The following is a 24,851-nucleotide window of genomic DNA, read 5'->3' as shown; positions in this document are numbered from 1 at the left end:
GCGGGTTCTCACATCTTAAATAAACATCTTAAAACGGGTATAACAATGTTAAGCATTTACGGTAAAAAATTACGCCCTCACAGTGAACTGGACGCCATTATTTCTGCAACTGAGGGCTATGAAGAAAAAACCTTAAAGAAATGGCAGAAAATAACAACCAGCGATAATGACTATATTCATATCATTGTCAGCGGTGAAGTTGAGTTCCGCCGCGAATCAGATGAACTGTGCATGTTCATGCTACAAGGTCAGTGTATCTTTGGCCTGTCATCAATTTATTACCAGTCGTCCCACATGTATGGCATGGTACGGACGACTGCGGTGGTTCGCTCTATCCCGAAAGTGGTTTTTGCTCAGCTGATGACGGAGAAAAACCTGTGGCCACAGCTCACTAAGGTGCTCTCCTGGTATATCTGCATGCTGAGCAAACGTGATGACGTTTTGGTTGCCCGCAGTGCTTACTCTGTTGTGCGCGAGTTTTTGTTAGAGATAAATGAACTGATTATTTATCATCAACGTGATATCAACGTTTATGACTATATTCAGGAATACACTAACCTGGCGCGCAGTACCATCATCAAAATACTTTCCGATCTGAAGAAAGGGCAATATATTGTGGTGGAAAAGGGTCGACTCCTTAACATCACCACCCTGCCGGAAAAATATTAATTATCCCAGTTGGTCTCCTTTTTTACCTGAGGGAGACCGGGTGTTCTCTTGATGTCCCACATTTGCCCGTGAATTATCCTGCGTTTCATCAACCGGTGGCGCGGGAATTTTGCCTTGTGAATAATCCTGCTCCTGTTCTTTTAATGCCTGCTTTAATAATTCGGCCACTGACGCATCTTCCTGGCCCGTGTTTGCGGGGGCATCCTCGTGTGCCTCGGTTCCCGGTAGGGTATCGTGCGACGTGTCGCGCGGAATATCCCCGTCAGGTGCCTGCTGCCAGTCTGCTGCATCACTATTGATCGGCATATCCTGCATGGCAGGGATCGCTTTTGCTGGCGGCTCCGGTTTGGGTTGCGGATGCGGGAACGGCTTACTCACGTACACATAATGCATATCCGAAAGCTGTGTTTCCGGTTTGGCGACGCTCGCCTTAACCGGCTCGGCTGCCGGGTGGCGCAGGTTCCAGTAAACATGCGTGTAAAGTCCGGCCACCAGCATGGTGCATAGTCCCAGCATCCACAATAACGTGTTACCGGCAATTTTCTTCAGGCTGGGGAAGCGGTACGAAAACCAGACGGCCTCCCCGGTTGCGTAGCTGCGCTGGGCCGCAAGACAGATTGTAGACATCAGGAATTCTTCTCCTGCGGTTTCACCGCCGTCGTGGTCTGAGGGACCTGGATCAGCACGCTCGGCGTCGTATGGGTTTCACGCATAAGCTGCATCAACGTATCTTCACCAGGAATGCCGTCCACATGCAGGTTCATTTTTTGCTGGAACTCGCGAGTGCGTTTCATCATCTCCGCCGTCCAGCTCCGGGAATGTGTTTCGGGCTGGGCGAGCACCTGGCTTAATTGCTGATCGAGCCAGGTCATATCTTTGCTGTCACTGGCGGTACTGATGGCGTTTTTACCCTCCGGCGTCAGGCGATGCAGCTGCGTATAATTGCCGGTCGCATGCTGACCGAACCAGTTACGGCTCACCTGCCAGGTGCGGTTGTTCATCAGCAGATCGATTGAATTGTCCCCGACGCGGGCGACGACGGCATAGTTAAGATGACCGCCCGTTTTCAGTTCACTGATCCACGGATAACCTTCATGCGCCAGTGCGTCCGGTGAGGCATTCCCCTGTTTACACATCAGGTTTACCTTCGCGGCGTTCTGACACAATGCTTCTTCTGCCGAGGTGTCATATCCCCAGACCAAATAAAGCTGGTGCATTGCATCCGCCTGATTGACCATTTCGTTGTCGATAACCGGTACCACGGGGCGGACTGCGTCCGGCGTCTGGTGTTTCCAGCTGGCCGGAACGGGTAGCCGGATGGGAAGTCTTGCATTCACAGAAGCGGTCAAATACCAGCCGCAGGCCGCAAACAGTACAGAGGCCAATAATCCAGTGGTTGCCAGGCGCTTACCGTGGTTTTTTGCCGGCAGGATCTCACCGGCTGCCAGGCGCAAATGGCGCGCGCCGACACTCTCCGCGCGTTCCGTCCACGCCGCCAGCATCGACAGATGTGCCAGCTCATTCAACTGGATGATGTTTCCCTTTGTCAGCGCATGCATTTTGCGTACGCGTGCCGCGGGTAACGGGGCGTGTTCGCACCCGTGTTCTTCACACTGCGCCTGCACGTAGCTGAGATATTCGCGGCAGGTCAGGGGGCGTAAAGTATGACGGGTATGAATGTATTCCCGCAGTTCAGGTTGTTGCATCAGCGCGGTGTCCTGACCGGCAGAACCCATCAGCACGACGGACAACCGGAAATCCAGCTCCCGGGCACGCGTGAGCAGCATCCCCAGTACTTCCCGGCAGTTATCTTTCATGGCTTCGCTGTGGGCGATCGTCAGGATTTTGGCTTTCGCTTTGCGTGAGGACGGCTCTTCCTGCCACTGGCGCAACACGGCATCCACCGCCTGAATACGGTTCTTGCTCTCTTTTGTTCCCGGGCTGAGTTTGTACAGCAGGCTACTGGCACTCAGTTTAGGAAAGGCATTAATGGAAAGTACGGCACTGTTGCTGGTTTTCAGCACGTCGCTGAACGAGTCCAACAGATGACTGTCATGATAAAAAAGCCCGGTGATCCCCGCCTGTTGGGTTTTCTCTTTCAGCAGGTTAAACACGTCCTGATGATAAGGCACCAGAAAATCCCCGGATAATCGGGTGATCTTCCTGAAAGGCGGATGTTTAAAACAAAAGTGGCTCTGATACATAACGATTTACCGTCTCTGATTAGGAATATACCCGTCATACTCCAGGTCGCAGGTGCGTTGGCTGCGTTCGCTGCGTTCGCTCACCCGGGTCACATAGTTTTTTATACGTCCGGGGATTCGCTCGCTTGCCGTCTGCCTGCAACCCGAATTATTTAGGGCATAGCAACAGGACGTGAAAGTAAGGTAAGCACCGGAAATGGTCAATTTGCACACAGGGTAAAAATATCTTCCTGGTAAGCCCTAACATCTGGGTTTTATACGGTCAATATTTTTCTTTATGAAAGTTGGTGGCAAAGTCAGTGGTCGCATTCGGGGCGGGTAATTACTATTTCCTCACATATTGGCGCAGTACGACGCTGCTTATTTTTGCTTTGCTAAAGGCCAGGTGAAAAATGAGATTCTCATTTCTGTCACAGTGGATCACCCCTTGTATTATGTTTGCGCTGCTGGTTTTCTGCGGTCAGCAAGGGTATATGACGTTTAAAGATTATAAAAAAGTTACGAATAAGTTGGCTAATTCAGATGAACAGCCACTGAGAAAACGTACCGAAGAAAATACGTTTACGCTTTTTACAGCGGCAGTGCGTCAGGATAATTTACCGGCTGCGGTAAAAGCCCCTCTGGCGGCGGAAATAGAAGGGATTGTCAGCAGTGACGATCCCTGGCTTTCCTTTGCTGTGATTAAAACGTCGGGTGGGCAGAAAAGCTATCGTGAAGGGGAATCGCTGTCTGGTTTTGGCGATGCTTATATTCAGGAGATCAATAAAGATAATGTGGTGGTTAATTATGAAGGTACTCCGCAGGTACTGGCATTAAAGCGTCCTGATTATTTTAAGGGCGGTATTGAAAGCGGCCCGGTCGCTAAATCAACGAAAGATGCCGGTGCTGATAGCGTACATCTGAATGATTATCTGGTGTTAAAACCCGTAATCGAAAAGGGCCAACTGGAAGGTTACAACATTAACCCAGGAAATGCGTCCGCTTTCTACAAGCATTCAAGGCTGCAAAAAGGGGACGTAGCGATAAAAGTGAATTCTGTCGATATGACCAATGAACGTGATGCAAAAACTATTGTTGCTAACTGGCCGAAAATGAAAGAAGCGGAGGTCGTCGTCAGACGTCACGCTCACCTTGAAAATATTCGGGTTAATGTTCTAAACAATTAACAAGTGTACAGACATGAAGAAATTTCCCTGGGCGTGCGTGGCGCTGACCGCATTGTCGTTATATTCGGGTTCGCTGTTCGCAGCTAACTTTAGCGCGAGCTTTAAAAACACGGATATCCGCGAGTTTATCGATACGGTGAGCCGTAATTTAAATAAAACCATTCTGGTCGATCCCTCTGTTCAGGGAACGGTCTCGGTCAGAACCTACAACGTGCTGACGGAAGATGAGTATTACCAGTTCTTCCTGAGCGTGCTCGATTTGTATGGTTTGTCGGTGATCCCGATGGATAACGGGATGGTGAAAGTCGTGCGTTCAAGCGTGGCGCGTACTGCCGGGGTTCCCGTTGCGGACAGCAAAAATCCAGGCAAGGGCGATGAGATAATCACCCGTGTGGTCAGGATGGAGAACGTCCCGGTACGTGAACTGGCTCCGCTACTGCGGCAGTTAAACGACGCCTCCGGCATCGGTAACGTCGTGCATTTTGAACCGTCAAACGTGCTGTTGCTGACCGGTAAAGCCTCCGTGGTTAACCGCCTGGTCGATCTGGTGCAGCGCGTCGACAAAGATGGCGTTCAGCGCCGTGAAATTGTGCCGCTGCACTATGCCTCGGCCAAAGCGCTTTCGGATATGTTGAATAACCTCAACAACGAAGAGCAGAAAGGGCAAAACGCACCGCAGCTGGCGACCAAAGTGGTGGCCGACGACGAAACCAATAGCCTGGTGATCAGCGGCCCGGAAGATGCGCGCGCGCGAACCCGCTCGCTGATTGGCCAGCTCGACCGCGAACAGAGCAATGAGGGCAACACCCGCGTGTTCTACCTCAAATATGCCAATGCCAGCAAAGTGGTTCCGGTGTTAACCGGGATTGGCGAGCAGCTGAAAGATAAACCGGGCACGGCAAAAAGTAAAACCGCGGCGGCGTCGACTGACCTGAATATTACCGCCGATGAATCGACCAACTCGCTGGTGATCACCGCGCAACCTAACGTGATGAATTCGCTGGAGAAGGTGATCGACAAACTCGATATCCGCCGTCCTCAGGTGCTGGTGGAGGCCATCATTGCTGAGGTTCAGGACGGTAATGGTCTGGATCTGGGCGTGCAGTGGACCAGCAAGCACGGCGGCGTACAGTTTGGCTCTACCGGCCTGCCGATTAGCCAGATTAAAAATGGCACGATGAAAGGGGCGAGTTTTACCGGTCTGGCAACGGGCTTCTTTAACGGTGATTTCGGTGCGCTGATGACCGCGCTTTCGACCGATGGCAAAAACGACATTCTCTCCACGCCAAGTGTGGTGACGCTGGATAACAAAGAAGCGTCGTTTAACGTCGGTCAGGATGTGCCGGTACTTTCCGGTTCACAAACCACCAGCGGCGACAACGTCTTTAATTCTGTTGAGCGTAAAACTGTCGGTACTAAGCTCAAAATCGTGCCACAGATCAACGATGGCGACATGATCCATCTGAAGATCGAGCAGGAAGTCTCCAGCGTAGACAACAGTGCAACAGAAGATGCCAGCCTTGGCCCAACCTTCAACACCCGCACCATCAATAACGAAGTGATGGTACACAGCGGGCAGACGGTGGTGCTCGGCGGCCTGATGGAAAACGTCACCAAACAGTCGGTCTCCAAAGTGCCTCTGTTGGGGGATATTCCACTTGTCGGGCAGCTGTTCCGCTACACCTCGCAGGACACGGCGAAGCGTAACCTGATGGTCTTTATCCATACCACCGTACTGCGCGACGACGACAACTACAGCGCGGCCTCGAAAGAGAAATACGACCAGATCCGTGCTCGTCAACAGCAGCGCGTGGAAGAGAAAAAGCTGGGGATTATCGAGCCGTCAGATAACGCCGTTTTACCGGCATTCCCGGGCCAGGGTAGCACCACGGCGGTAAAAGCCAGCGCCTCCACGCCGCGTAACCCGTTCAAAGAGTAGCAGGAGGTGCAACGTGGACGAGCTGAGTAACGCGCTCTGTAGCAGTAGCTACGCAAAGGATAACGGCATCCTGTTTTACCAAAACGATGTCTATATTCGTGACGATGCGCCAGCGTTTGCCCTGCTGGAAATGCGCCGGGTGCTGGGGCGCGCCTTTATCCCGGTGATCCTGACGCCTGAGGCGTTCGAGGAGATGCTGGCAAAAATCTGGCAGCAAAGCAGCGGTGTGTCCCAACAGCTGGTGGATGACATGGATGCGGATATTGATCTCATGGCGCTCACCGAGGAGATCCCCGATAACGAGGATCTGCTGGATAACGACGAAAACTCACCGGTGATCCGCCTGATTAACGCCATTCTCGGCGAGGCGGTGAAAGAGGGGGCATCGGATATTCATATCGAAACCTTCGAGCGCACGCTGAGCATCCGTTTTCGCGTCGACGGCGTGCTGCGCCCGGTGCTACAGCCTGCGCGCAAACTCGCGCCGCTGCTGGTGTCGCGTATCAAGGTGATGTCAAAACTGGACATCGCCGAAAAGCGTCTGCCGCAGGATGGTCGTATTTCACTGCGCATTGGCCGCAAGGCGATCGATGTGCGTGTGTCGACCATTCCGTCACAGTATGGCGAGCGGGTGGTTATGCGCTTGCTCGATAAAAGTAACCTGAAGCCGGATATTAATAAGCTCGGCCTGATTGACGAAGAGCTGGAGAGGTTAAAAGGACTGATTGACCGTCCGCACGGCATTATCCTGGTCACCGGGCCGACTGGCTCCGGGAAAAGTACCACCCTGTACGCCATTCTGTCGGCGCTTAACGGACACGAACGTAACATTCTGACCGTGGAAGACCCGATCGAGTATGAGCTGGAAGGGGTGGGGCAGACGCAGGTTAACCCGCGCGTGGACATGACCTTTGCCCGCGGGCTGCGCGCCATTTTGCGTCAGGACCCGGACGTGGTGATGATCGGCGAAATTCGTGACGGGGAAACCGCGCAAATTGCGGTGCAGGCGTCGCTCACCGGTCACCTGGTCATGTCTACGCTGCACACCAACAGCGCCGCAGGGGCGATTACCCGTTTGCGTGATATGGGTCTGGAGTCGTTTTTAATTGGATCATCGTTGCTCGGTGTCATTGCCCAGCGTCTGGTGCGTCGGTTGTGTATCCATTGCCGAACCACCAGTCCGCTGGATGACAATGAAAAGGCACTGTTCAGCTTCATGGACACACCACCACACGCGATTTATCGCGCCGTGGGCTGCGAACATTGTCGTCAGAGTGGGTATCAGGGGCGTGCGGGGATCCACGAGTTTTTGGTTGTCGATACCGCCATGCGCCGGGCTATTCATGAAGATAAAGATGAAATGTCCATCGAGACACAGCTCTTTAAGCAGGCCTACAGCCTGCGTGAAAACGGGCTGATGAAAGTCATCAGCGGCGTGACCTCTCTGGAAGAGGTGATGCGCGTCACCGCCGAACGCGGAGGGGATGAGTAATGGCCCTCTACGCGTGGACGGCGACGGATGCGGCAGGTAAAACACGGCGCGGTACCCAGCAGGCCGAAGGGCAAAAGCAGGTTCGCCAGTGGCTGCGTGAGCAGAAGCTTATGCCCGTCAGCATCACCGAAACCCGGGAGAAAGCGGAGTCTGGCAAGGCGAAAACGGGCGCAAAGCTCTCCACGCCGGTGTTGTCGATGTTTACCCGTCAGCTGTCGACGCTGGTCAATGCCGCGCTGCCGCTGGAGAGTGCGCTGAAGGCCATTTCTAAGCAGACGGAAGATAAAAAGCTGGCGGCGATGGTGGTGGAGATCCGCGAGAAAGTCGTGGAAGGACACACCCTGTTCGACGCATTCAGCCAGTTTCCCCGCACCTTCGACAAACTCTACTGTACGCTGGTGATGGCCGGTGAAAAAACCGGTCATCTGGGCGATGTGCTGGAAAAACTGGCGGAGTACAACGAGCAGCGCCAGAAGATGAAAAGCAAGCTGACGCAGGCAATGGTCTATCCGATTACGTTGACCGTTGTGGCCATCGCGGTGATCAGCATTTTGCTGGTGGCGGTGGTGCCGCAGGTGATTGAACAGTTCACCCACATGAAACAGCAACTGCCCATTACCACCCGCACGCTGATTGCGGTGAGCGATTTCCTGCAGGCGTATGGCATTTACATTGTCGGCGTGTTGGGTGGTGGTTTCGTCGGCTTCAGGGCCTGGCTCAGAAATGCCAAAAACCGCTTCAAATGGAACAGCTGGCTGGTGAATGGTTCGCCGATCAAAAAGCTGGTGTGCGCCATCAACAGCGCCCGCTATATCCGCACGCTGAGTATTCTGCAGGCAAGCAGCGTGCCGCTGCTGGAAGGGATGTATATCGCGATGGACGGTATCGAAAACCTTTATGCCCGGCAGGTGCTGGAGCAGGCGGCGGATACTGTGCGCCAGGGGGCATCATTATATGCGGCGCTGGAACAGGCGAGACTCTTTCCACCCACCATGTTGTATATGATTGCCTCCGGTGAAGAGAGCGGTGAATTAGGCAATTTAATGGATCGCGCGGCGGAAAACCAGGAATCGGCCTTACAGCATCGCATTACATTAACACTGTCGGTATTTGAACCGGCGCTGGTGGTATCAATGGCGACGATTGTTTTATTCATCGTCCTGTCAATATTACAACCGCTTCTGCAACTTAATAATATGGTAGGTTAAATCATGGCTATAAAAAGAAAACACCTGGCTCACCAGGCGGGCTTCACATTGCTCGAATTAATGGTGGTCATTGTTATTCTCGGTGTACTGGCGAGTATGGTGGTGCCTAATTTAATGGGTAACAAAGAAAAAGCGGATGCACAAAAAGCAACCAGCGATATTGTCGCCCTCGAAGGTTCTCTGGATATGTATAAGCTGGATAACCACCGCTATCCGACCACGGAGCAGGGGCTTCAGGCGCTGGTGACCAAACCTGAAATCGCGCCAGTTCCGAACGGTTACCGCGCAGATGGCTATATTCGCCGCCTGCCGCAGGACCCGTGGGGTAATGATTATCTGATGGTGAGCCCGGGTGAACATGGTGCGGTAGATGTATTTTCCGCTGGTCCGGATGGTGAAGCAAATACTGCAGATGATATCACCAACTGGTCACTGGATAAAAAAGATAAATAATGAAAAAACAACGTGGCTTTACGTTGCTGGAAATTATTCTGGCGCTGGTGATATTTGCCAGTTGCGCCATGATGGTGGTGTCAACAATACCGTCACGCAGCGGTGCGGATATATTTGGCCAGCAATTAAAAGCCCTTGTTGATTATGGTTCAGACCGCGCCGTGATGGACGGAAATATCGTGGGTCTGGTACTGACGGCGGATAAGTATCAGCTGGTCACGCCTGAAGATAAAAACGGCGAACGCCACTGGGTACCGTTATCCGCCGGACGGATTACCACCAACGGCGATTTTCCGGAAGAGATGCATGTTTCGCTTTCTCCACAGCGTCTGGCGGCGACGCCAGAGGCCGAACCGCAGGTGGTCTTTTTGCCTGATGGTGAGATCAGCCGCTTTACGCTGACGCTGCAAAGCTACGACAAACAGCATCACTTTCGCGTGGTGTCGCAAGGTGCTGCCCCGGTATCGGTAGAGAACGATGACTAAAGGCAAGGTTAAGCAACACGGGATGACGCTGCTGGAAGTGATGGTGGCGCTGGTCATCTTCTCCACCGCCGCGCTGGCGCTGATGAACTCGGTTTCCCTGAATGTACGCTTCACCCACGGTCTGGCCGATACGCTGCAGGCCAGTTGGGTCGCGGAAAACCAGCTCGCGGAAGCCCAACTGACCAAAAGCGATTTCCCTGATGCCGAAGAGCAGGGAACGGAAATCATGGGGGGACGCAGCTGGAACTGGCGCAAACAGCGGGTGAAAACGGCCAACAACGGTTGGGCGAACACGATCCGCGTTTATGCGGAAGGCGATGAAAGCCAGCCAGTTATCGCGCTGCAGATCATCCCGCCGGGAGAGAGCAAGTGAATAAGACCCGACGCCAGCGAGGATTTACCCTGCTGGAGATCATGATTGCGCTGACCATTTTTGCGGTGATCAGCACCCTGGCCTGGCAAATCCTGGACGGGGCGATGCGCACCAGCTCGGCAACCGATGCCAGCGCGGCGAAGCTCAACCAGCTTCAGCGTGCCTGGAGCCTGATGGAGCGCGATTTTTTCCAGCTCCAGGCGCGTGCGCCGCGTAATGAACCGGATCTGTTTCGTCAGGATGGCGATGCCATTGAACTGACGACCCTGAACGGGGTGAGTGGAACTGTTCAGCTGGAGCGCGTGCGCTGGCGGCTGGACGAAGGTCGCTTGTATCGGGATGTCTGGCCAGCCATTGATAGCCCTGCGGACGTCAAACCGGAAGAGGTGCCGATTGTCAGCGAGGTGAAATCACTGCAATGGCGCTTTTATCGCAACGGCTGGCTGAAAAGCTGGACGGACAGTGCCCATCAACCGGATGGCGTGGAGCTGACGCTCACCATGGAAAACGGTGACACCTGGCGATGGGTGTTTACCACTCCCGGAGATAGGCCAGAGGCCTCTGTCAGCGCACCAAAAGAGAGAACAGATGCGCCAGCCCCGGCACCGGAAGTCAAACCATGAGGCGATCGTATAAACAGAAAGGGGTTGCCCTGTTAGTTGTGCTGATCCTGCTGGTCATGATGTCGGCACTGGCGGCCAAAATTAGCCAGCAGTTCTGCCGCAACCTGCAGAAAACCCACTATCAGGTGAGCCAGCAGCAGTTGCGCTGGGCGATGCAGGAGCAGGAAAAGGTGGTGAAAAACCGGCTGCAGACCGATGCCAGCGGTGAAAGCAAAGCGCTCGCGCCTGACGGTGACTGGCATCAGCCGCTGGAAACTCAGGGCGATGATTATACGGTGGTAAGCCAGGTGGAGGATGCGCAGGACTGCTTCAACGTTAATAACCTGCTTGCCGCAGACAAGATTGCTCAGGGGCAAAATGCCCCCGCCGTACCGGAAAAACCGCGCAAGGAACAGATTGTCGAACACGTTTTGACGGACAGCGGTATCAGCCAGACCACGGCCGAAGAGATCTATCTGCAGCTGGTGGATTACCTGGATGGCGATACGACAACGGCTAAAGAGGGAGCAGAGACGGATGCCTGGGCGGCTGTTGTGCCTGCCCGCCTGCCGGCAAACCAGATGATGCGCACCATTGCAGAGATAAAGCTGTTACCTGCGTTTCCCGCCGCAGCGTACCCGAAAGTGAGCAAGCTGTTATGCGCGCTGCCGGACACGGCCAGCAAGGTGGATGTGAATACCCTTAAACCGGAACAGGCCGCCGTACTGGCCGCCATGTTTCCTGGAAAAATAAATGCAGATGATGCCGCTCGCCTGATCGCTTCGCGTCCTGAAACCGGCTGGGAAAGTATGGAAACGTTCAGCAAAGCGCTGGAACAGGCTTTCCCGCAGTTGAAAGATGAGTTACCGCAGGTGGCAGAACAGCTCGCCATCAATAGTCGGTATTTCCGCGTCAACTATACCGGCAATACCGATGAGCTAACGCTTCGCGTGGTGAGCCAGCTTCAGGTGAATAACGAAGCGGGTGAAATTGTGACGTGGCAACGTCGTTACCGAATGATTGAATAAGAAAAGTAGAACGCTATGAAACAGGTACTTTTTATTCGTCCCGACAGCCGTGAGGACGGGAAAATCGGGTGGTGTGAATTCGGCAGCCAGCAGGTGACAACGCTGGACAGCCAGGAGGCACTGACGATCCTTGCTGAACACCCGCTGGCATCCCGCGTCTGTTTGCTGTTGCCTGCCAGCGAGATGATCTTCCGTCACTTTACGCTGCCGAAAAAAGTGGCATCGCAGGCGACGGCGTTCTCGTGGATGGCGGAGGAGACGCTGATTGGCGAGGTGGATAATCTTCACTGGACGGTACTCCACAAGAAGGGGGGCGAAGTGGATGCGGTGGCCATTGATACCGGGATCTTGCATCAGTGGCTGGCCCGTTTTCATGAGGCGGGCCTGAAGGTCATTCAGGTATTGCCGGATGCCTGGTTGCTGCCTGTAGCCGCAGGTGGAAGTACGCTTATCGCGCTGGAGGAAAACTACTGGCTGCGCTTATCCCCCCATACCGCCTGTAACGTTGAGGCGAGCCTGTTGCCGCTGCTCATGCAAAAAACCGGTGAAGGAGAGGTGTGCTGCTATGGTGACATCCCTGCCGGTGTTGAGGCGGATGAACAGCTGGCGTGGCAGCACCCGTTAGTGTTGATCCAGCCGCAGTGGCAAAACTGCCGCGTCAATCTCCTGCACGGTGCCTTTAGCGCTAAAGCGGCAAACCGTGGGGCGACGAAAGGGCTAAAAGCCGCTGTCGTGGCAATGGGCCTTTTGTCGCTTGGCTTGCTGTCAGGGCCGCGTATTGCAATGGCGTGGACGCTGGTGCAGCAGGAAAACCAGGTTCAGGAGGCGATCGTGCAGCTTTATCAGCACCACTTCCCCAGCATGCGACAGCAGACCAACATCAAATACCACTTTGGTCAGAACATGAAGAAGCAGAGAAAGGGGATTTTCCTTCAACTGGACGCGCTGGAAAAAGCCCGGCAGTCCGTCCCGGCGATGGAAATTAATCTGCTTGAATACGATGACGCGCAAGGTGCATTGACGCTGAGCGTCAGTGCGCAAAACGCTCAGGCATTACAGGATTTTATTCATCAGGCCGGTACGCATTTTGATTTCTCTTTACAGCCAATTTCAAAGGATGCGCCGTATACCGCCATGATCACAGGGAAATATAAATGAAGGCACGAATCACACAGCTCAAATCTCGTTACCAGAATTACAGCGCCAGAGAAAAAGCAATATTAAAAATATGTTTGGCTGCAATATGCAGTGCTGTTGTTTATTACGCCGGGGTGATCCCACTGGATACCATGATTAAAGAGAGTCAGTCGGTACTGGCACGACAAACAGAAACGCTGAACTGGATGAAAGCAGAAATTGACAGGCATCATCTCCCGGTACAAAAAATTAAAACAGATAATCCACGTAGTGTGGTGGAGAACAGTGCGCACGAGATTAACTTAACGCTGACGGATGTCCGCCAGGATGGTCAGACGCTGGCGTTTGCCATTAACCGGGTTAACGTTTATGAATTAAAAAACTGGTTGCGAGAGATCAATCTGACGTCGGGCGTAAGGCTACAGAAAATGAATCTCACACCGGTGGATCATCTCAGCGATGTTAAAGCCGAAATCCAGTTGACCTGGAAAAAGGCAGTATGAATACGCTGATACTCGCGCGGGAGAGCTATCCTGTCGGGTTTGCTGTCATGAGCGGAGGACTCGGCGCGATCCTGGGGAGCTTTCTTGGCGTGGTCGCAGAGCGTGTGCCGGGAATGGTGATGGATGAGGAAAACTGCGGCAATCTCCTTTTTCCCGCGTCGCACTGTCCGGTGTGCCAGCATTCACTTCACGCGTGGGAAAATATACCGCTTATCAGCTGGCTGGTGCTTCGCGGGCGTTGTCGCTGCTGCCAGACGGCAATTCCACTGCGGTTATTTTTAATCGAACTTTTTACTGCGCTGTTTTTGGGGTTGACGGCCTGGTGCATACCCGGCGTTCAGGCATTGTTCTCGATCTGGGTGCTGGCGGCCTTTTTACTGCCGCTGGCGATGATTGACTGGCAGCATCAGCTTCTGCCGGATTGCCTGACGCAGCCGCTACTGTGGGCGGGGTTGTTGATACATGCATTTGACCATGCGCTACCGTTACGCGATGCGTTATTGGGGGCTGCGGTGGGTTACCTCTCGCTCTGGCTTCTGTACTGGACGTTTCGTCTGACAACCGGGCAAGAGGGGTTGGGGTATGGTGACTTTAAGCTTCTGGCCGCGTTAGGTGCCTGGTGCGGCTGGCAGGAGATACCCGTCATTGCGTTAGCTGCCGCGTTAAGCGGTATTGTCGGCTATTTTGCATTTAATAATTTAAATAAAAATAACCACGCTATTTCTTTCGGACCTTATCTGGCATTTGCCGGAATAGTGGTATTTATGGGCCAATCGTTCGCTTTCATTATTTGAATATTCAGGTCAAGTTTTTTTAAAAATCTTTTCGACGAGAAAATGAAAAGATGGCTCTTTTCTTTCAGTGTATCGTGACAGATATAAGCCAAACGGAATTCAGGCTTTTATCTTTTGATGGAGAAATATCACGCGTTACAAATGATTTGGTTTAAATGTGAGTTATGCGAAAAGTACCCCATATTTTAAAGGAAGATATGGGCTCGAATCTTTGTGAATAAATTTATCAGGAAATAAAAATGAAATTTATGAAGCCGAAATATCTGGCGCTCTTTATTGCAGCGGCAACCAGCTCTGCATTTGCAGCTGCGCCAGGTACACCGACTATTAGCAGCGGCAATGATAAATTTGCCCTCGTTGAAGTCGATCAGGCCGCGCAGGACTATAACAGCCTCGTCAAAGTACATAACGATGGCGTGGATGTGAAGGTGGAGTGGAACGTCTGGAGCGGTGATGCACCGACGTCAGCGAAAGTGCTGCTGGACGGGCAAACCGTGTGGTCTGGTGCGGGCAGTGCCTCTGGCTCTGCGACCTTTAAGGTGAAAAAAGGTGGTCGTTACCAGGAGCAGGTTGAACTCTGTAACGCCAGCGGTTGCACCAAAAGCGCCAGTAAGCTGATTATTGTCGCGGACACCGACGGTAGCCATTTGCTGCCGTTGAATACACCGCTGCAGGAAAACAACAAAACCTTCGCTCAGCATACGGATAAAGTGGTTGGTGCATACTTCCCTGAATGGGGTGTGTACGGTCGTAACTTCCCGGTGGATAAAATCCCGGCCGCCAACCTGAACCACATTCTGTACGGCTTTATTCCCGTCTGTGGCGGCGACGGCATCAACGATGGCCTGAAAACCGTCGAAAATGGCAATAGCTTTGCGGCGTTGCAGCGTGCCTGTGCAGGCCGTCCGGATTATACCGTGGCGATCCACGATCCGTGGGCTGCCCTGCAGAAACCACAGTCTGGCGTCTCCAACTGGGATGACCCATACAAAGGTAACTTCGGTCAGCTGATGGCGCTGAAAAAAGCGCACCCGGGCCTGAAAGTCCTGCCATCTATCGGGGGCTGGACCATGTCCGATCCGTTCTTCAAAATGAACGATCCTGCTATTCGCGCGCGCTTTGTCTCCTCTGTGAAAGATTTCCTGAAAACCTGGAAATTCTTTGACGGTGTGGATATCGACTGGGAATTCCCTGGTGGCGGTGGCGTGAATGAAACGCTGGGTAACATTCAGCAGGATAAAGCAACCTACACGGCCCTGATGCACGATCTGCGTGCAATGCTGAATGAGCTGTCGACGGAAACAGGCCGTACCTATGAACTGACCACGGCGATTGGTTCCGGCAAAGATAAGATCGACGACGTGGATTACACCACCGCTCAGCAGTACCTCGATCACATCTTCCTGATGAGCTATGACTTCTATGGCGCGTGGAGCAACACTGAACTGGGCCATCAGGCGGCACTGCATGCTCCGGCATGGCGTCCGGATACCGACTACACCACGGCTAATGGTGTGGATGCGCTGCTGCAACAGGGCGTACAGCCAGGTAAGATCGTTGTGGGGACCGGGATGTATGGTCGTGGCTGGACCGGCGTGCATGGCCAGACGGGTAACAATCCGTTCACGGGTACCGCAACAGGTCCTGTGAAGGGGACCTGGGAACCCGGCGTGGTTGACTATCGTCAGATTGTCAACGAATACAAAGGCAAGCCTGGCTGGGAATACGGCTATGACGCTGACGCCGAAGCGCCTTACGTCTTTAACAAATCCACCGGCGATCTGATCTCCTATGAAGATGCCCGCTCGGCGACCGCGAAAGGTAAGTACGTTCTGTCGAAACACCTGGGCGGCCTGTTCTCCTGGTCTATCGACTCGGATAATGGCGATATTCTGAATGCGATGAACGAAAGCCTGATGGGTGGCTCTGCACCGGTTGATCCGGTTGTGACTAACCATGCACCGGTTGCGACGGCGGCTGACCAGACCGTCACTGGCCCGGTCACCGTAACGCTGGACGGTTCCGCTTCTGCCGATCCGGATGGTGATGCGATCACCTACAAATGGACGCAGATCTCTGGTCCATCGGTAACCATCAGCAACAGCACGAAAGCGAAAGCGTCCTTCAACGTGTCGGCTGTCACCAGCAACCAGACGCTGGCTTTCCGCCTGACCGTGACTGACGCGAAAGGGCTGAGCAATGCGGTTGACGTACAGGTCGTGAACAAAGCGCCGAAAGCTAACCAGGCACCGGTTGTGAACCAGATGGAAGCCGTGACCCTGGAAGCAGGCCAGAGCTTTACCCTGAACGCACAGGCTGCGGATCCAGATGGTGATGCGCTGACCTACTCCTGGAGCGTTCCTGCCGATATGCATGCCACCGGTACGGATACCTCCAGCGTCACAATCACGGCACCAGAGGTAAGTTCAGACTCCAGCTACACCCTGAGCGTGATCGTTTCTGACGGTAAGACCAGCGTACAGTCCAACGTACAGGTCACCGTGACTCCGAAAGCCGTAGATAACGTGACCCCACCAGCAGATGACGTTACCCCACCTTCTGACGACGTGACTCCGCCAGCTGATGACGTAACACCGCCAGCTGACGAAGGTGCTGCGACAGGCAGCTGTGACAACCCGGTTGACGCCAATGCCAGCAAATATGCGGCATGGTCCGCCAGCAAGGTTTACAACAGCGGCGATACCGTCAGCAGCGATAACCTGGTGTGGAAAGCGAAGTACTGGACTCAGGGTAACAAACCTGGCTTTGGTGCCGACGCGTGGGAACTGGTCAGCCAGGTGAAAATGAACTGGCGTTCAGACATCGTTTATAACGGCGGTGAAACCACCACGTATCAGGGTTCTGTATACCGTGCGAAATGGTGGACCCGTGGTGATAAGCCAGGCAACAGCGATGTATGGGTGAAAGAAGGCGCGTCTGCGGACTGCAAATAATCTTCTGAACCAAAATTGCGGGTGCGATATTCGCCCGCAATACCCGACCACACCCCGCTTCGGGTGTGGTCAATTCTAAAATAACAGTGACGTGCGCAAGGAGAGGATGGGATATAACGTAAACAGGTGCAGAAATGAAACGCATAATTTTATTATTACTGTTAGTTAGCCAAAGCGTATTTGCAAACTGCTGGGATAAAGCGGCGCATTATTATCATGTCGATCCGTATTTATTATTTGCCATCGCGAAAGTGGAGTCGGGTATGAACCCTTACGCTATCGGCTGGAACCGTGATGGTTCACATGATGTAGGGTTAATGCAAATTAATAGCACGCATTTTGAAGAGTTACAGCGATATGGGATTGATGAGCGCCGTCTGATAACTGAGCCCTGCACCTCCATTATGGTGGGTGCCTCAATATTATCAAATATGATTAAAGTATACGGTTATAACTGGGAAGCAGTGGGTGCCTATAATGCCGGATTGAAAAAAGAAAATTATCCGCAGCGGATGATTTATGCCCATAAGGTCTGGCGTAAATATCAGGAAATAAAACCGCGTAGTACCTATGAATATTGATTTTTGTTTTTTGAAGAATGCCGTTCAGTGTTCTTCAGAAAATGAAAATAACTGCACGCTCAGGTTTATTTATTAACGGAATAATACATAAACCGGGTTTGCATTAACCATTGTTGCTTAAAAACAGGATTATTTGAGATGACTAAAAGGACTCTTCTGAGCGTACTCGTTGCAGGAGCATGTATTGCTCCGTTTATGGCTCAGGCTGCATCACTGCAGGCGACCAGCAGCGAACCGTACACCATGAAAGCCAGCGATCTGGCGAAAAAAGAACATGAGCTGACCAGTTTCCCACTGATGGCTTCCGTAAAGGACACCATCCGTACGCTGGATAACGCGCAGGTTGAAATGATCGAACCAGGTCGCGCGGCTAACCCGGATAACGTAAAACGTGTTGAAGGTATCGTGAAAGAGAGCGACTGGGAATACCTGTTCCCGATGCGCGCAGCCTCTTACACCTACAGCAACTTCCTGAAAGCAGTGGGCAAATTCCCGGCGCTGTGTAAGTCCTATAATGACGGACGTGACAGCGACGCGATTTGCCGTAAAGAGCTGGCAACCATGTTTGCGCACTTTGCCCAGGAAACCGGCGGCCATGAAAGCTGGCGTCCGGAGGCTGAATGGCGTCAGGCGCTGGTTCACGTCCGTGAGATGGGCTGGAGTGAAGGGCAGAAGGGGGGGTACAACGGCGAATGTAACCCGGAAATCTGGCAGGGCCAGACCTGGCCGTGCGGTAAAGACAAAGATGGCGACTTCGTGAGCTACTTTGGTCGCGGTGCTAAACAGTTGTCTTACAACTACAACTACGGTCCGTTCTCTGAAGCGATGTTCGGTACCGTTCGCACTCTGCTCGACAAACCGGAGCTGGTGGCAGATACCTGGCTGAACCTGGCGAGTGCCATCTTCTTCTTCGCTTATCCGCAGCCGCCAAAACCAAGCATGCTTCAGGTTATCGACGGAACCTGGCAGCCGAACGATCACGATAAAGCCAACGGTCTGGTACCGGGCTTCGGCGTGACTACCCAGATCATCAACGGTGGCGTAGAGTGCGGCGGCCCGACTGAAATCGCTCAGTCTCAGAACCGTATCAAGTACTACAAGGAGTTTGCTAACTACCTGAAAGTGCCTGTTCCGGCTAATGAAGTGCTGGGTTGTGCCAACATGAAGCAGTTTGATGAAGGGGGTTCCGGTGCGCTGAAGATCTACTGGGAGCAGGACTGGGGATGGAGCGCAGACACGCCAGACGGCAAGACGTACTCTTGCCAGCTGGTGGGCTACCAGACGCCATTCAGCGCGTTCAAAGAGGGTGATTACACTAACTGCGTGAAGAAATTCTACAACGTTAACATCATCAACGATGACGGTTCTTCCGTCACGCCTGCTGATGAAACACCGGTAACACCAGCGCCATCTGACGAGACGCCAGCACCAACGCCAACGCCAACGCCAGACGAGACCCCGGCTGAACCGGCGGTGGTAAACCATGCGCCAGTCGCGCAGATTGCCGGCCCGGTCGGCGCGGTTGAAGCCGGTGCTCAGGTTTCCCTGAGTGCGGAAGGTTCAACCGATCCGGATGGTAACACGCTGACCTACACCTGGCGTTCCCAGGACGGCACCACGGTGACCGGCCAGGACAAAGCGGTTGTCACCTTCACGGCTCCGGAGTCTGCTACGGCTCAGCAGATTGAAGTGAGCCTGACCGTCAGCGACGGTGAACTGAGCAGCACGACGACCTATCTGCTGAACGTGAAAGCGAAAGCGGCCACGCCGTCGAAAGACGAAGGCACTTCCGGCTCTTACGCAGCGTGGAGCGCGAACAGCAAGTACAAGGCAGGTGATATCGTGAACAACCACGGTAAACTGTTCCAGTGCAAACCGTTCCCGTACAGCGGCTGGTGTAACAACGCCCCGGCATACTATGAACCAGGCGCAGGTCTGGCATGGTCTGACGCCTGGACGGCTCTGTAAAAACAAACGGCAACCGAAAGGTTGCCGTTTTAGTTCGTGTATACCATTATCACCAGTATGATGAAACATTTACTTTATTGCATATAACATTACCGCAAGTGAACAAGCGAAAAAGGCAATAATCATGCTAAAATAAAAATGTATCACGTATATTCTGGTGAGTTTTTTAGGAAGCGAACGTATAAACTCTACATCATTAATGTTTTCACTATATTTGGACTTTTTATTATATAACATAGGCCATAATATGAAACTCATCTTCATATTATATCCCGCTAAAAAAAATGGTGATGATGTATAAAATAAATCTGTACTCAATGGTAACTTTCCAAATTTATTTTTATATAAATCACATATAGTATAAAAATTTCTATTGGCTATAAACATTAGAATGTATATAATTATACCTCCTAAAAATACTATACCTATTAAACTTAAAGTAATTGATGATTTATTAATCATTTTCTCTCTATGCCCTATAGATAAAATAATAACTCTTACTTTTCCCCTGTTTTATTTTGTCGCATTGTATATTACCTCACCGGATGTTTCACCTATCTTTTCTCCAGCCTTGCTTACGCCAAATGCTGCCGCTGCCTGTACAACGATCCCGCAAGCAATACCTCCAACGCCGCCCTCTGGAGCACTTAATGCAGTCAATACTACTGAACATATTGCGGTTGCACCAGACTCGATTGAAGCATTAAACATCGCAGGAACTAACAAACCTCCTGAAAACCTGCCAATTTCGGTATAAGCCGTTTTTTCACAATCTCTGCCAATTGTACAGGCATCATAAATAGAATTAGCACCATTCAATGCAGATAGACCAATACTAACTGCATTGAATTTTTTCATTAACTTAGCCAGTTTTGCCGATTTTTCTATATATGTTGCATAACCTTCAATATCGTTAACCCCTGTCTGATTCCATTTATGGACAATTGAAGACGAAGATAATCTTAGTGCTTTTTTCATATCATCATATTGAGTAAGACCAATGTGCTCCCTAAATATTTTTAAAAATATCCAATCCAGTTTTTTGAATAATTGTTTTCGTTCTGCAAAAAATTGCTCACTAATTAACGTCCCATGCGTTATATATTGATTTTTATATGCATCCTGAATTTGCTTTAATGTATTTTCAATTTCTCCAAAATATTTTTCTGACATATCACTAAGAATGCCACCATAGTCAGAACTATATGATGTAAACATATCTATTACATGTCTGCTTTGATACAAAAATCTTGCTTCATCTAATGTTAATGATTCTAGTGCACTATCAATTTTATCTCTGGCTTTCTCGATATGTTTTATTTGATCTGCATCCTGCTTTTCTGGATCTGCAATAATCAAAATTGAACCAGGTTTTTTCTTTATATCGGGATTTAATTTCTTATACAGCTCACGCGTTCCCTCCGGGGGATTAACAAAAATATAAGATTCATATGTTGAGGGAGTAGCCTCATAGGGTAATACGCAAAATCCCGCATCTACTGGTTCGCGTTGTTCTTCCTCTTTTACTGGCACAGGGGAAATTGGTTTTGGAGGTGTGGCTGCTGGTGGCTGAGGAGAGAAAGTTGGTGTTGACGCCGGTTTTGGTGCTATCGGGGTTGGTATGGACGATTGAAGTCTTTGAGGTCTGGATACAGGCTCATCATCATAAGACATCGAAAAATCAGAAGGGATAAATTCACATTTACAATCACAACTTCCCCGACTATGCAAAGTCCCTGCTGCTGCTACACCATCTATAGAATAGAACGGAATTCCACCCAAAATAGTATGAACCTGTTTATCAACTCCACATATGTATTTATCTCCATTTCTGGCTGTAGGTTGCCCTGTTAATGAATGTTGCGCATAACCTGTAATGATTGAGCCACCACATGATGTTTTACAGCCCACAGTCAAAAAATATCCTCTCGCCATAATATTCACCTTCTCCATTAGTTGAATCGTTAATAATTAAGTGCCATTTTGGCTGTAAGATATTATACATTTTACATATGAGAATTGGGGGGGGATCACATTTATTACGTGGGGAAAAGTAACTAAAAATCAAATTATCACCACCGAGAATTATATATTGAATATCATTCCTGGTGGTGATAATTACTGTGGAATAACTGATTTAGAACTTCATTAACTCATGCAGTTTACTTTCCAATTTTAAAAGCGCTTCTAATTTTTCTTCATTGTAATCATATCTGTCGTAGTGTACAGATGAAACATCATGTAAAGCATGGTGCTGTATTCTGTCACGAATTTCTTTTGTGATTTTCAGTTGTCCAGCCAGAGTCTTAAACGTTCGGCGGAAATCTCGTGGGATAAATTTAATCACCTGGTGTTTTTTACAGAAGCGTTCAATATTATCAGACAGCATATCGCTGGACATATGTTTTGTTGGTCCCTGTGAATGTTTTCCATTCAAACCAGAAGCTAATTTATCTTTCCAGCGTTTGACCTTTTGACCGTAACCCTGATTAGGGAATAAATATTCATGTTCAGGATAACGTGAAATCATTATGTCGATCAATTCTATTGCGGAATCGCAGAGGATGAAATGATACCATTTTTTTGTTTTCGAAATCGCCGGAGGAACAGACAACGCCTTATTCTTTTTATCGTAATATTTTTTTTGCCTCTTCCCCTATGGGAGAGGTGCAGGGTGAGGACATCAGGTCGCACTCCCTGTCTTTTGCAGGATGGCGTAGCGCTTACCAGGCCTACATGAGGCCGGGTCTCTTAGCGGTGCAATTTCCCGTGATCGCGTAACCACGCCGCCGTGCGCACAATCCCTTCATCCAGCGTCACAATCGGTTTATACCCCAGCTCGTTCTCAGCGCGTGAAATATCCAGCGTAAAGTCAAAGTTGAGCTTTGAGACGCCATAGTGCGTCAGCGCGGGCTCTTTGGCGGATTTACTGCCAAAACGCTCCATACTGCGGGCGATCATATCCAGCATCGGGTAGGGCACAGAGCGAATACGGCAGTGGATCTGCAACTCGTCAATCAGCCGCTGCACAATGCTGCGTAGCGTGCAGGACTCGCCGTTAGTGATGTTGTACGCGCGGCCTGACACCAGCTTATCGCAGTCCGGCTGGCTCGCCAGCCACATGGCGTGTACGGCGTTTTCGTAATAAGTCATATCCACCAGCGCATCGCCACCCCGTGGCAGCAGTACGCTACCGTAGTGGTGCATCATCTGCGCCAGACGTGGGATAAACACTTTGTCATGCGGGCCGAACAGGCTTTGCGGACGCAGCACGGTAAACCGCGTATGCGGGTTCGACTGCGCCAGCAGGTCGATCACCTCTTCGCTGGCCGCCTTGCTGCGGGCAAACTCACAGGCAAAACGCGCCGGACGGAAATCTTCCTGAATATCGCGGTGGTGGTGATAGTCGAAATAGAGTGATGGTGAAGAGATATGAATAAAGTTACGTACGCCCCATGCAACGGCCCATTCGCCCAGACGGCGCGTGGCGCGCACGTTGGCGAGATCAAAGGCTTCCTGCGTGCCCCACGGGGAAGTAAAACTGGAGCAGTGCCACAGCGTATCAATACCGGCGAGCATCACTTTTGCCTGAGAAGAAACCAGCTCCGTCAGGTCGGCGTGGACAAATTCTGCACCCATTTTTTGCAGAAGTTTACCCATTGCTTCATTGCGACCGGTCGCCCTGACGCTGATGCCTTTGTTGCGCAGAAACTCGACCGCATTTCGGCCTAAGCCGCTGGTCGCCCCGGTAACCAGTACCTTCATATCAATCCACTGTGTTGAAAAAGAATTTCGTGCGCATTCTTTCGTGAATTACGGCGCTATGCAATGGGAAAGGTGAAAGAATAAGAGTTTTATTTAGCATTTTTCCTGCTTTTGTGCTGCCAGTTGCGCAATACGTTTGGCCATTCCGCGGAAGATAAACAGGTGCGCGGGGATCATGAACAACCAGTAGAACAGACCCGGCATACCGTGAGGATGCCACCAGGCGCGCACATCCAGTTCACGGTGGTCGCCTTTGTCTTTGAGGGTAAAGCAGAGTCGACCCAGCCCTGGCGCTTTCATACCGAACAGCAGCGCCAGCTGTTTTTCCGGCTCGACGATAATCACCTTCCAGCTGTCGACCGTATCGCCCACCTCAAGATACGGGTGAGCAGGACGGCCTTTCGCCAGCCGATGGCCGACGAGCAGATCCATCGCGCCACGCGTTTGCCAGAGGATATTGCCGAAGAAATAGCGCTCTTTACCGCCAATCTGGTTCACGACTTCCCACAGCGCCGCGAGGCTGGCAGAGGTTTTGACCGTGCAGCCTGCCTGTTTTGGGTAATAGCCATACTCCGGTCGCCAGCGGGCAAATGCCTGCGCGTCATAACCCCAGTCGCTGGAGTTCACCAGTTTCTCTTCCTCTTTCAGCGTGTTGCGAACCGCGTCGTCAAAGCGGATCAACGTCTGTGGGATCAGCGCGCGCAGTTCGCGATCGTCTGCCAGTAGATCGTGCTTTAGCCCCTGGATCAGCGCTTTCGCGGTGGTTGGCGGCACCGAGGTAATAACATTTAAAAACCAGACCGAGATCCAGCGGGTCGGGAAGGGGATAGGGACCAGCCAGCGTCGGCGGCCACTGACGTTCATGAAATGTTCAAATTGTTCCTGATAGCTCAGCACTTCAGGGCCAGCGGCTTCCAGTACGCGATGTGTGTCGGTTGGGTGATCCAGCAACGCCACCAGATAATGAAGTAAATTCTCCAGCGCAATTGGCGTGGTGCGCGAGCGCACCCAGCGCGGTGGCGTGAGTACCGGCAGGTTGTAGACCATATCGCGCATCACTTCGAATGCGGCGGAACCGGCTCCCACGATGATCCCCGCCCGTAGTTCGGTGACGGGAATATTCGCGCTGCGCAACGTGTCAGCCGTGAGCTGGCGGGCGCGAAGGTGATCGGACTGTTCATTTGCGGGAGCCTGTAGCGAGCTTAAAAATATCACCTGCTTTACCGGCGTTTGCCGCAGGGCGTCACGGACGTTCATTGCCACCTGACGCTCGTGGGCAATAAAATTCCCACCTTCACCCATGCTGTGGACCAGGTAGTAAAGCGTATCGACCCCTTCCAGCAGGGCAGGAAGTTCTTGTGGCCAGTTGAGATCGACGCTGTGACAGGTCACGCCGGGCAAATTTTGTTTTTGCAGGCGCTCAATGCTGCGTGCCGCTGCCAGCACCTGGTGCCCCTGCTGGCTTAACGCAGACGTCAGGTGCTGACCGATATACCCACTGGCACCAAGCACCAGAATACGTTGCGGCAC

The 24,851-nt window shown here is 51.8% G+C and carries 22 protein-coding genes; 16 read left to right on the top strand and 6 right to left on the bottom strand.

The features are described 5' to 3' along the window. Positions 1–45: 45 nt before the first annotated feature. Positions 46–669 carry a helix-turn-helix domain-containing protein gene (locus tag ACHHZ6_RS18035; RefSeq protein ID WP_182274329.1) on the top strand — a complete coding sequence of 208 codons (624 nt, stop codon included), beginning with the start codon at positions 46–48 and terminating at the stop codon, positions 667–669. Here the strand turns inward: ACHHZ6_RS18035 and ACHHZ6_RS18030 are convergent, their stop codons facing one another. Together ACHHZ6_RS18030 and ACHHZ6_RS18025 are read right to left on the bottom strand one after the other, a co-directional pair. Then, positions 670–1,296 carry a hypothetical protein gene (locus tag ACHHZ6_RS18030; RefSeq protein ID WP_395122820.1) on the bottom strand — a complete coding sequence of 209 codons (627 nt, stop codon included), beginning with the start codon at positions 1,294–1,296 and terminating at the stop codon, positions 670–672. Further along, positions 1,296–2,873 (bottom strand): peptidoglycan-binding protein, encoded by a 1,578-nt coding sequence (locus tag ACHHZ6_RS18025; RefSeq protein WP_395122819.1) that lies wholly within the window; start codon positions 2,871–2,873, stop codon positions 1,296–1,298. Before ACHHZ6_RS18025 ends, ACHHZ6_RS18030 begins: the two co-directional genes overlap by 1 nt. A 434-nt stretch (positions 2,874–3,307) precedes the next feature. On the opposite strand from ACHHZ6_RS18025, the gene gspC reads away from it, so the two are divergent. The 15 genes from gspC to ACHHZ6_RS17950 all read left to right on the top strand — a co-directional run bounded on the left by gspC (position 3,308) and on the right by ACHHZ6_RS17950 (position 19,556). Further along, the gene (gene gspC / locus ACHHZ6_RS18020) at positions 3,308–4,039 is read left to right on the top strand and encodes a type II secretion system protein GspC (RefSeq protein ID WP_395122818.1); all 732 of its coding nucleotides are present in this window, start codon (positions 3,308–3,310) and stop codon (positions 4,037–4,039) included. Between the two features lie 13 nt (positions 4,040–4,052). Continuing rightward, entirely contained in the window at positions 4,053–5,978 is a 1,926-nt protein-coding gene (gene gspD / locus ACHHZ6_RS18015; protein ID WP_182274333.1) for a type II secretion system secretin GspD, read from the top strand. Between the two features lie 13 nt (positions 5,979–5,991). Then, complete coding sequence (gene gspE / locus ACHHZ6_RS18010) at positions 5,992–7,470, top strand: type II secretion system ATPase GspE (RefSeq protein WP_182274334.1); 1,479 nt, start codon at positions 5,992–5,994, stop codon at positions 7,468–7,470. Next, the gene (gene gspF, locus ACHHZ6_RS18005) at positions 7,470–8,678 is read left to right on the top strand and encodes a type II secretion system inner membrane protein GspF (RefSeq protein ID WP_182919690.1); all 1,209 of its coding nucleotides are present in this window, start codon (positions 7,470–7,472) and stop codon (positions 8,676–8,678) included. Before gspE ends, gspF begins: the two co-directional genes overlap by 1 nt. Before the next feature lie 3 nt (positions 8,679–8,681). Beyond that, positions 8,682–9,131, top strand: a complete 450-nt coding sequence (gspG, locus tag ACHHZ6_RS18000; protein WP_182274336.1) for a type II secretion system major pseudopilin GspG — start codon at positions 8,682–8,684, stop codon at positions 9,129–9,131. After that, positions 9,131–9,616, top strand: a complete 486-nt coding sequence (gene gspH, locus ACHHZ6_RS17995) for a type II secretion system minor pseudopilin GspH (RefSeq protein ID WP_182274337.1) — start codon at positions 9,131–9,133, stop codon at positions 9,614–9,616. Before gspG ends, gspH begins: the two co-directional genes overlap by 1 nt. Next, on the top strand, positions 9,609–9,989 hold the full coding sequence (gspI, locus tag ACHHZ6_RS17990; protein ID WP_182274338.1) for a type II secretion system minor pseudopilin GspI: 381 nt from the start codon (positions 9,609–9,611) through the stop codon (positions 9,987–9,989). The genes gspH and gspI overlap by 8 nt, the downstream gene beginning before the upstream one ends. Further along, positions 9,986–10,612 carry a type II secretion system minor pseudopilin GspJ gene (gspJ, locus tag ACHHZ6_RS17985; protein ID WP_182919691.1) on the top strand — a complete coding sequence of 209 codons (627 nt, stop codon included), beginning with the start codon at positions 9,986–9,988 and terminating at the stop codon, positions 10,610–10,612. The genes gspI and gspJ overlap by 4 nt, the downstream gene beginning before the upstream one ends. Then, positions 10,609–11,619 (top strand): type II secretion system minor pseudopilin GspK, encoded by a 1,011-nt coding sequence (gspK, locus tag ACHHZ6_RS17980; protein ID WP_182919692.1) that lies wholly within the window; start codon positions 10,609–10,611, stop codon positions 11,617–11,619. Before gspJ ends, gspK begins: the two co-directional genes overlap by 4 nt. A 15-nt stretch (positions 11,620–11,634) precedes the next feature. Next, the gene (gene gspL, locus ACHHZ6_RS17975; RefSeq protein ID WP_395122817.1) at positions 11,635–12,777 is read left to right on the top strand and encodes a type II secretion system protein GspL; all 1,143 of its coding nucleotides are present in this window, start codon (positions 11,635–11,637) and stop codon (positions 12,775–12,777) included. Beyond that, positions 12,774–13,259: a type II secretion system protein GspM gene (gene gspM, locus ACHHZ6_RS17970; RefSeq protein WP_182274342.1), complete on the top strand. Its 486-nt coding sequence runs from the start codon at positions 12,774–12,776 to the stop codon at positions 13,257–13,259. The genes gspL and gspM overlap by 4 nt, the downstream gene beginning before the upstream one ends. Beyond that, positions 13,256–14,053, top strand: a complete 798-nt coding sequence (locus tag ACHHZ6_RS17965; RefSeq protein WP_182919695.1) for an A24 family peptidase — start codon at positions 13,256–13,258, stop codon at positions 14,051–14,053. Before gspM ends, ACHHZ6_RS17965 begins: the two co-directional genes overlap by 4 nt. Before the next feature lie 239 nt (positions 14,054–14,292). Further along, positions 14,293–17,007, top strand: a complete 2,715-nt coding sequence (locus ACHHZ6_RS17960; RefSeq protein WP_395122816.1) for a glycosyl hydrolase family 18 protein — start codon at positions 14,293–14,295, stop codon at positions 17,005–17,007. Positions 17,008–17,141: 134 nt separating this feature from the next. Next, positions 17,142–17,588 (top strand): type III secretion system invasion protein IagB, encoded by a 447-nt coding sequence (gene iagB / locus ACHHZ6_RS17955; RefSeq protein WP_395122815.1) that lies wholly within the window; start codon positions 17,142–17,144, stop codon positions 17,586–17,588. Between the two features lie 138 nt (positions 17,589–17,726). After that, a complete protein-coding gene (locus ACHHZ6_RS17950; protein ID WP_182919698.1) occupies positions 17,727–19,556 on the top strand; it encodes a chitinase in 1,830 nt (609 codons plus the stop codon). Positions 19,557–20,069: 513 nt separating this feature from the next. Here the strand turns inward: ACHHZ6_RS17950 and ACHHZ6_RS17945 are convergent. The 4 genes from ACHHZ6_RS17945 to ACHHZ6_RS17930 form a co-directional block, all read right to left on the bottom strand. Further along, complete coding sequence (locus ACHHZ6_RS17945; RefSeq protein WP_395122814.1) at positions 20,070–21,491, bottom strand: PAAR domain-containing protein; 1,422 nt, start codon at positions 21,489–21,491, stop codon at positions 20,070–20,072. Between the two features lie 202 nt (positions 21,492–21,693). Continuing rightward, the gene (locus tag ACHHZ6_RS17940; RefSeq protein WP_395122813.1) at positions 21,694–22,086 is read right to left on the bottom strand and encodes a hypothetical protein; all 393 of its coding nucleotides are present in this window, start codon (positions 22,084–22,086) and stop codon (positions 21,694–21,696) included. 221 nt (positions 22,087–22,307) lie between these two features. Continuing rightward, a complete protein-coding gene (locus ACHHZ6_RS17935) occupies positions 22,308–23,321 on the bottom strand; it encodes an NAD(P)-dependent oxidoreductase (protein WP_182274349.1) in 1,014 nt (337 codons plus the stop codon). Positions 23,322–23,414: 93 nt separating this feature from the next. Further along, a complete protein-coding gene (locus ACHHZ6_RS17930; RefSeq protein WP_196391066.1) occupies positions 23,415–24,851 on the bottom strand; it encodes an SDR family oxidoreductase in 1,437 nt (478 codons plus the stop codon).

Source organism: Enterobacter cloacae complex sp. 2024EL-00214 (assembly GCF_043945575.1).
GTDB classification, from domain to species: Bacteria; Pseudomonadota; Gammaproteobacteria; order Enterobacterales; family Enterobacteriaceae; genus Enterobacter; species Enterobacter cloacae_P.
This window is presented reverse-complemented; position numbering and strand designations above follow the sequence as displayed.

Bases quoted from the DNA above. Each gene is read 5' to 3' on its own strand.
- ACHHZ6_RS18030 (WP_395122820.1), bottom strand. From the start codon at position 1,296: ATGTCTACAATCTGTCTTGCGGCCCAGCGCAGCTACGCAACCGGGGAG.
- gspF (WP_182919690.1), top strand. From the start codon at position 7,470: ATGGCCCTCTACGCGTGGACGGCGACGGATGCGGCAGGTAAAACACGG.
- gspI (WP_182274338.1), top strand. From the start codon at position 9,609: ATGACTAAAGGCAAGGTTAAGCAACACGGGATGACGCTGCTGGAAGTG.
- gspC (WP_395122818.1), top strand. From the start codon at position 3,308: ATGTTTGCGCTGCTGGTTTTCTGCGGTCAGCAAGGGTATATGACGTTT.
- ACHHZ6_RS17935 (WP_182274349.1), bottom strand. From the start codon at position 23,321: ATGAAGGTACTGGTTACCGGGGCGACCAGCGGCTTAGGCCGAAATGCG.
- ACHHZ6_RS17965 (WP_182919695.1), top strand. From the start codon at position 13,256: ATGAATACGCTGATACTCGCGCGGGAGAGCTATCCTGTCGGGTTTGCT.
- gspL (WP_395122817.1), top strand. From the start codon at position 11,635: ATGAAACAGGTACTTTTTATTCGTCCCGACAGCCGTGAGGACGGGAAA.
- ACHHZ6_RS17945 (WP_395122814.1), bottom strand. From the start codon at position 21,491: ATGGCGAGAGGATATTTTTTGACTGTGGGCTGTAAAACATCATGTGGT.
- gspH (WP_182274337.1), top strand. From the start codon at position 9,131: ATGAAAAAACAACGTGGCTTTACGTTGCTGGAAATTATTCTGGCGCTG.
- ACHHZ6_RS17940 (WP_395122813.1), bottom strand. From the start codon at position 22,086: ATGATTTCACGTTATCCTGAACATGAATATTTATTCCCTAATCAGGGT.
- iagB (WP_395122815.1), top strand. From the start codon at position 17,142: ATGAAACGCATAATTTTATTATTACTGTTAGTTAGCCAAAGCGTATTT.
- ACHHZ6_RS18035 (WP_182274329.1), top strand. From the start codon at position 46: ATGTTAAGCATTTACGGTAAAAAATTACGCCCTCACAGTGAACTGGAC.
- gspD (WP_182274333.1), top strand. From the start codon at position 4,053: ATGAAGAAATTTCCCTGGGCGTGCGTGGCGCTGACCGCATTGTCGTTA.
- gspK (WP_182919692.1), top strand. From the start codon at position 10,609: ATGAGGCGATCGTATAAACAGAAAGGGGTTGCCCTGTTAGTTGTGCTG.
- ACHHZ6_RS17960 (WP_395122816.1), top strand. From the start codon at position 14,293: ATGAAATTTATGAAGCCGAAATATCTGGCGCTCTTTATTGCAGCGGCA.
- ACHHZ6_RS18025 (WP_395122819.1), bottom strand. From the start codon at position 2,873: ATGTATCAGAGCCACTTTTGTTTTAAACATCCGCCTTTCAGGAAGATC.
- gspM (WP_182274342.1), top strand. From the start codon at position 12,774: ATGAAGGCACGAATCACACAGCTCAAATCTCGTTACCAGAATTACAGC.
- ACHHZ6_RS17950 (WP_182919698.1), top strand. From the start codon at position 17,727: ATGACTAAAAGGACTCTTCTGAGCGTACTCGTTGCAGGAGCATGTATT.
- gspG (WP_182274336.1), top strand. From the start codon at position 8,682: ATGGCTATAAAAAGAAAACACCTGGCTCACCAGGCGGGCTTCACATTG.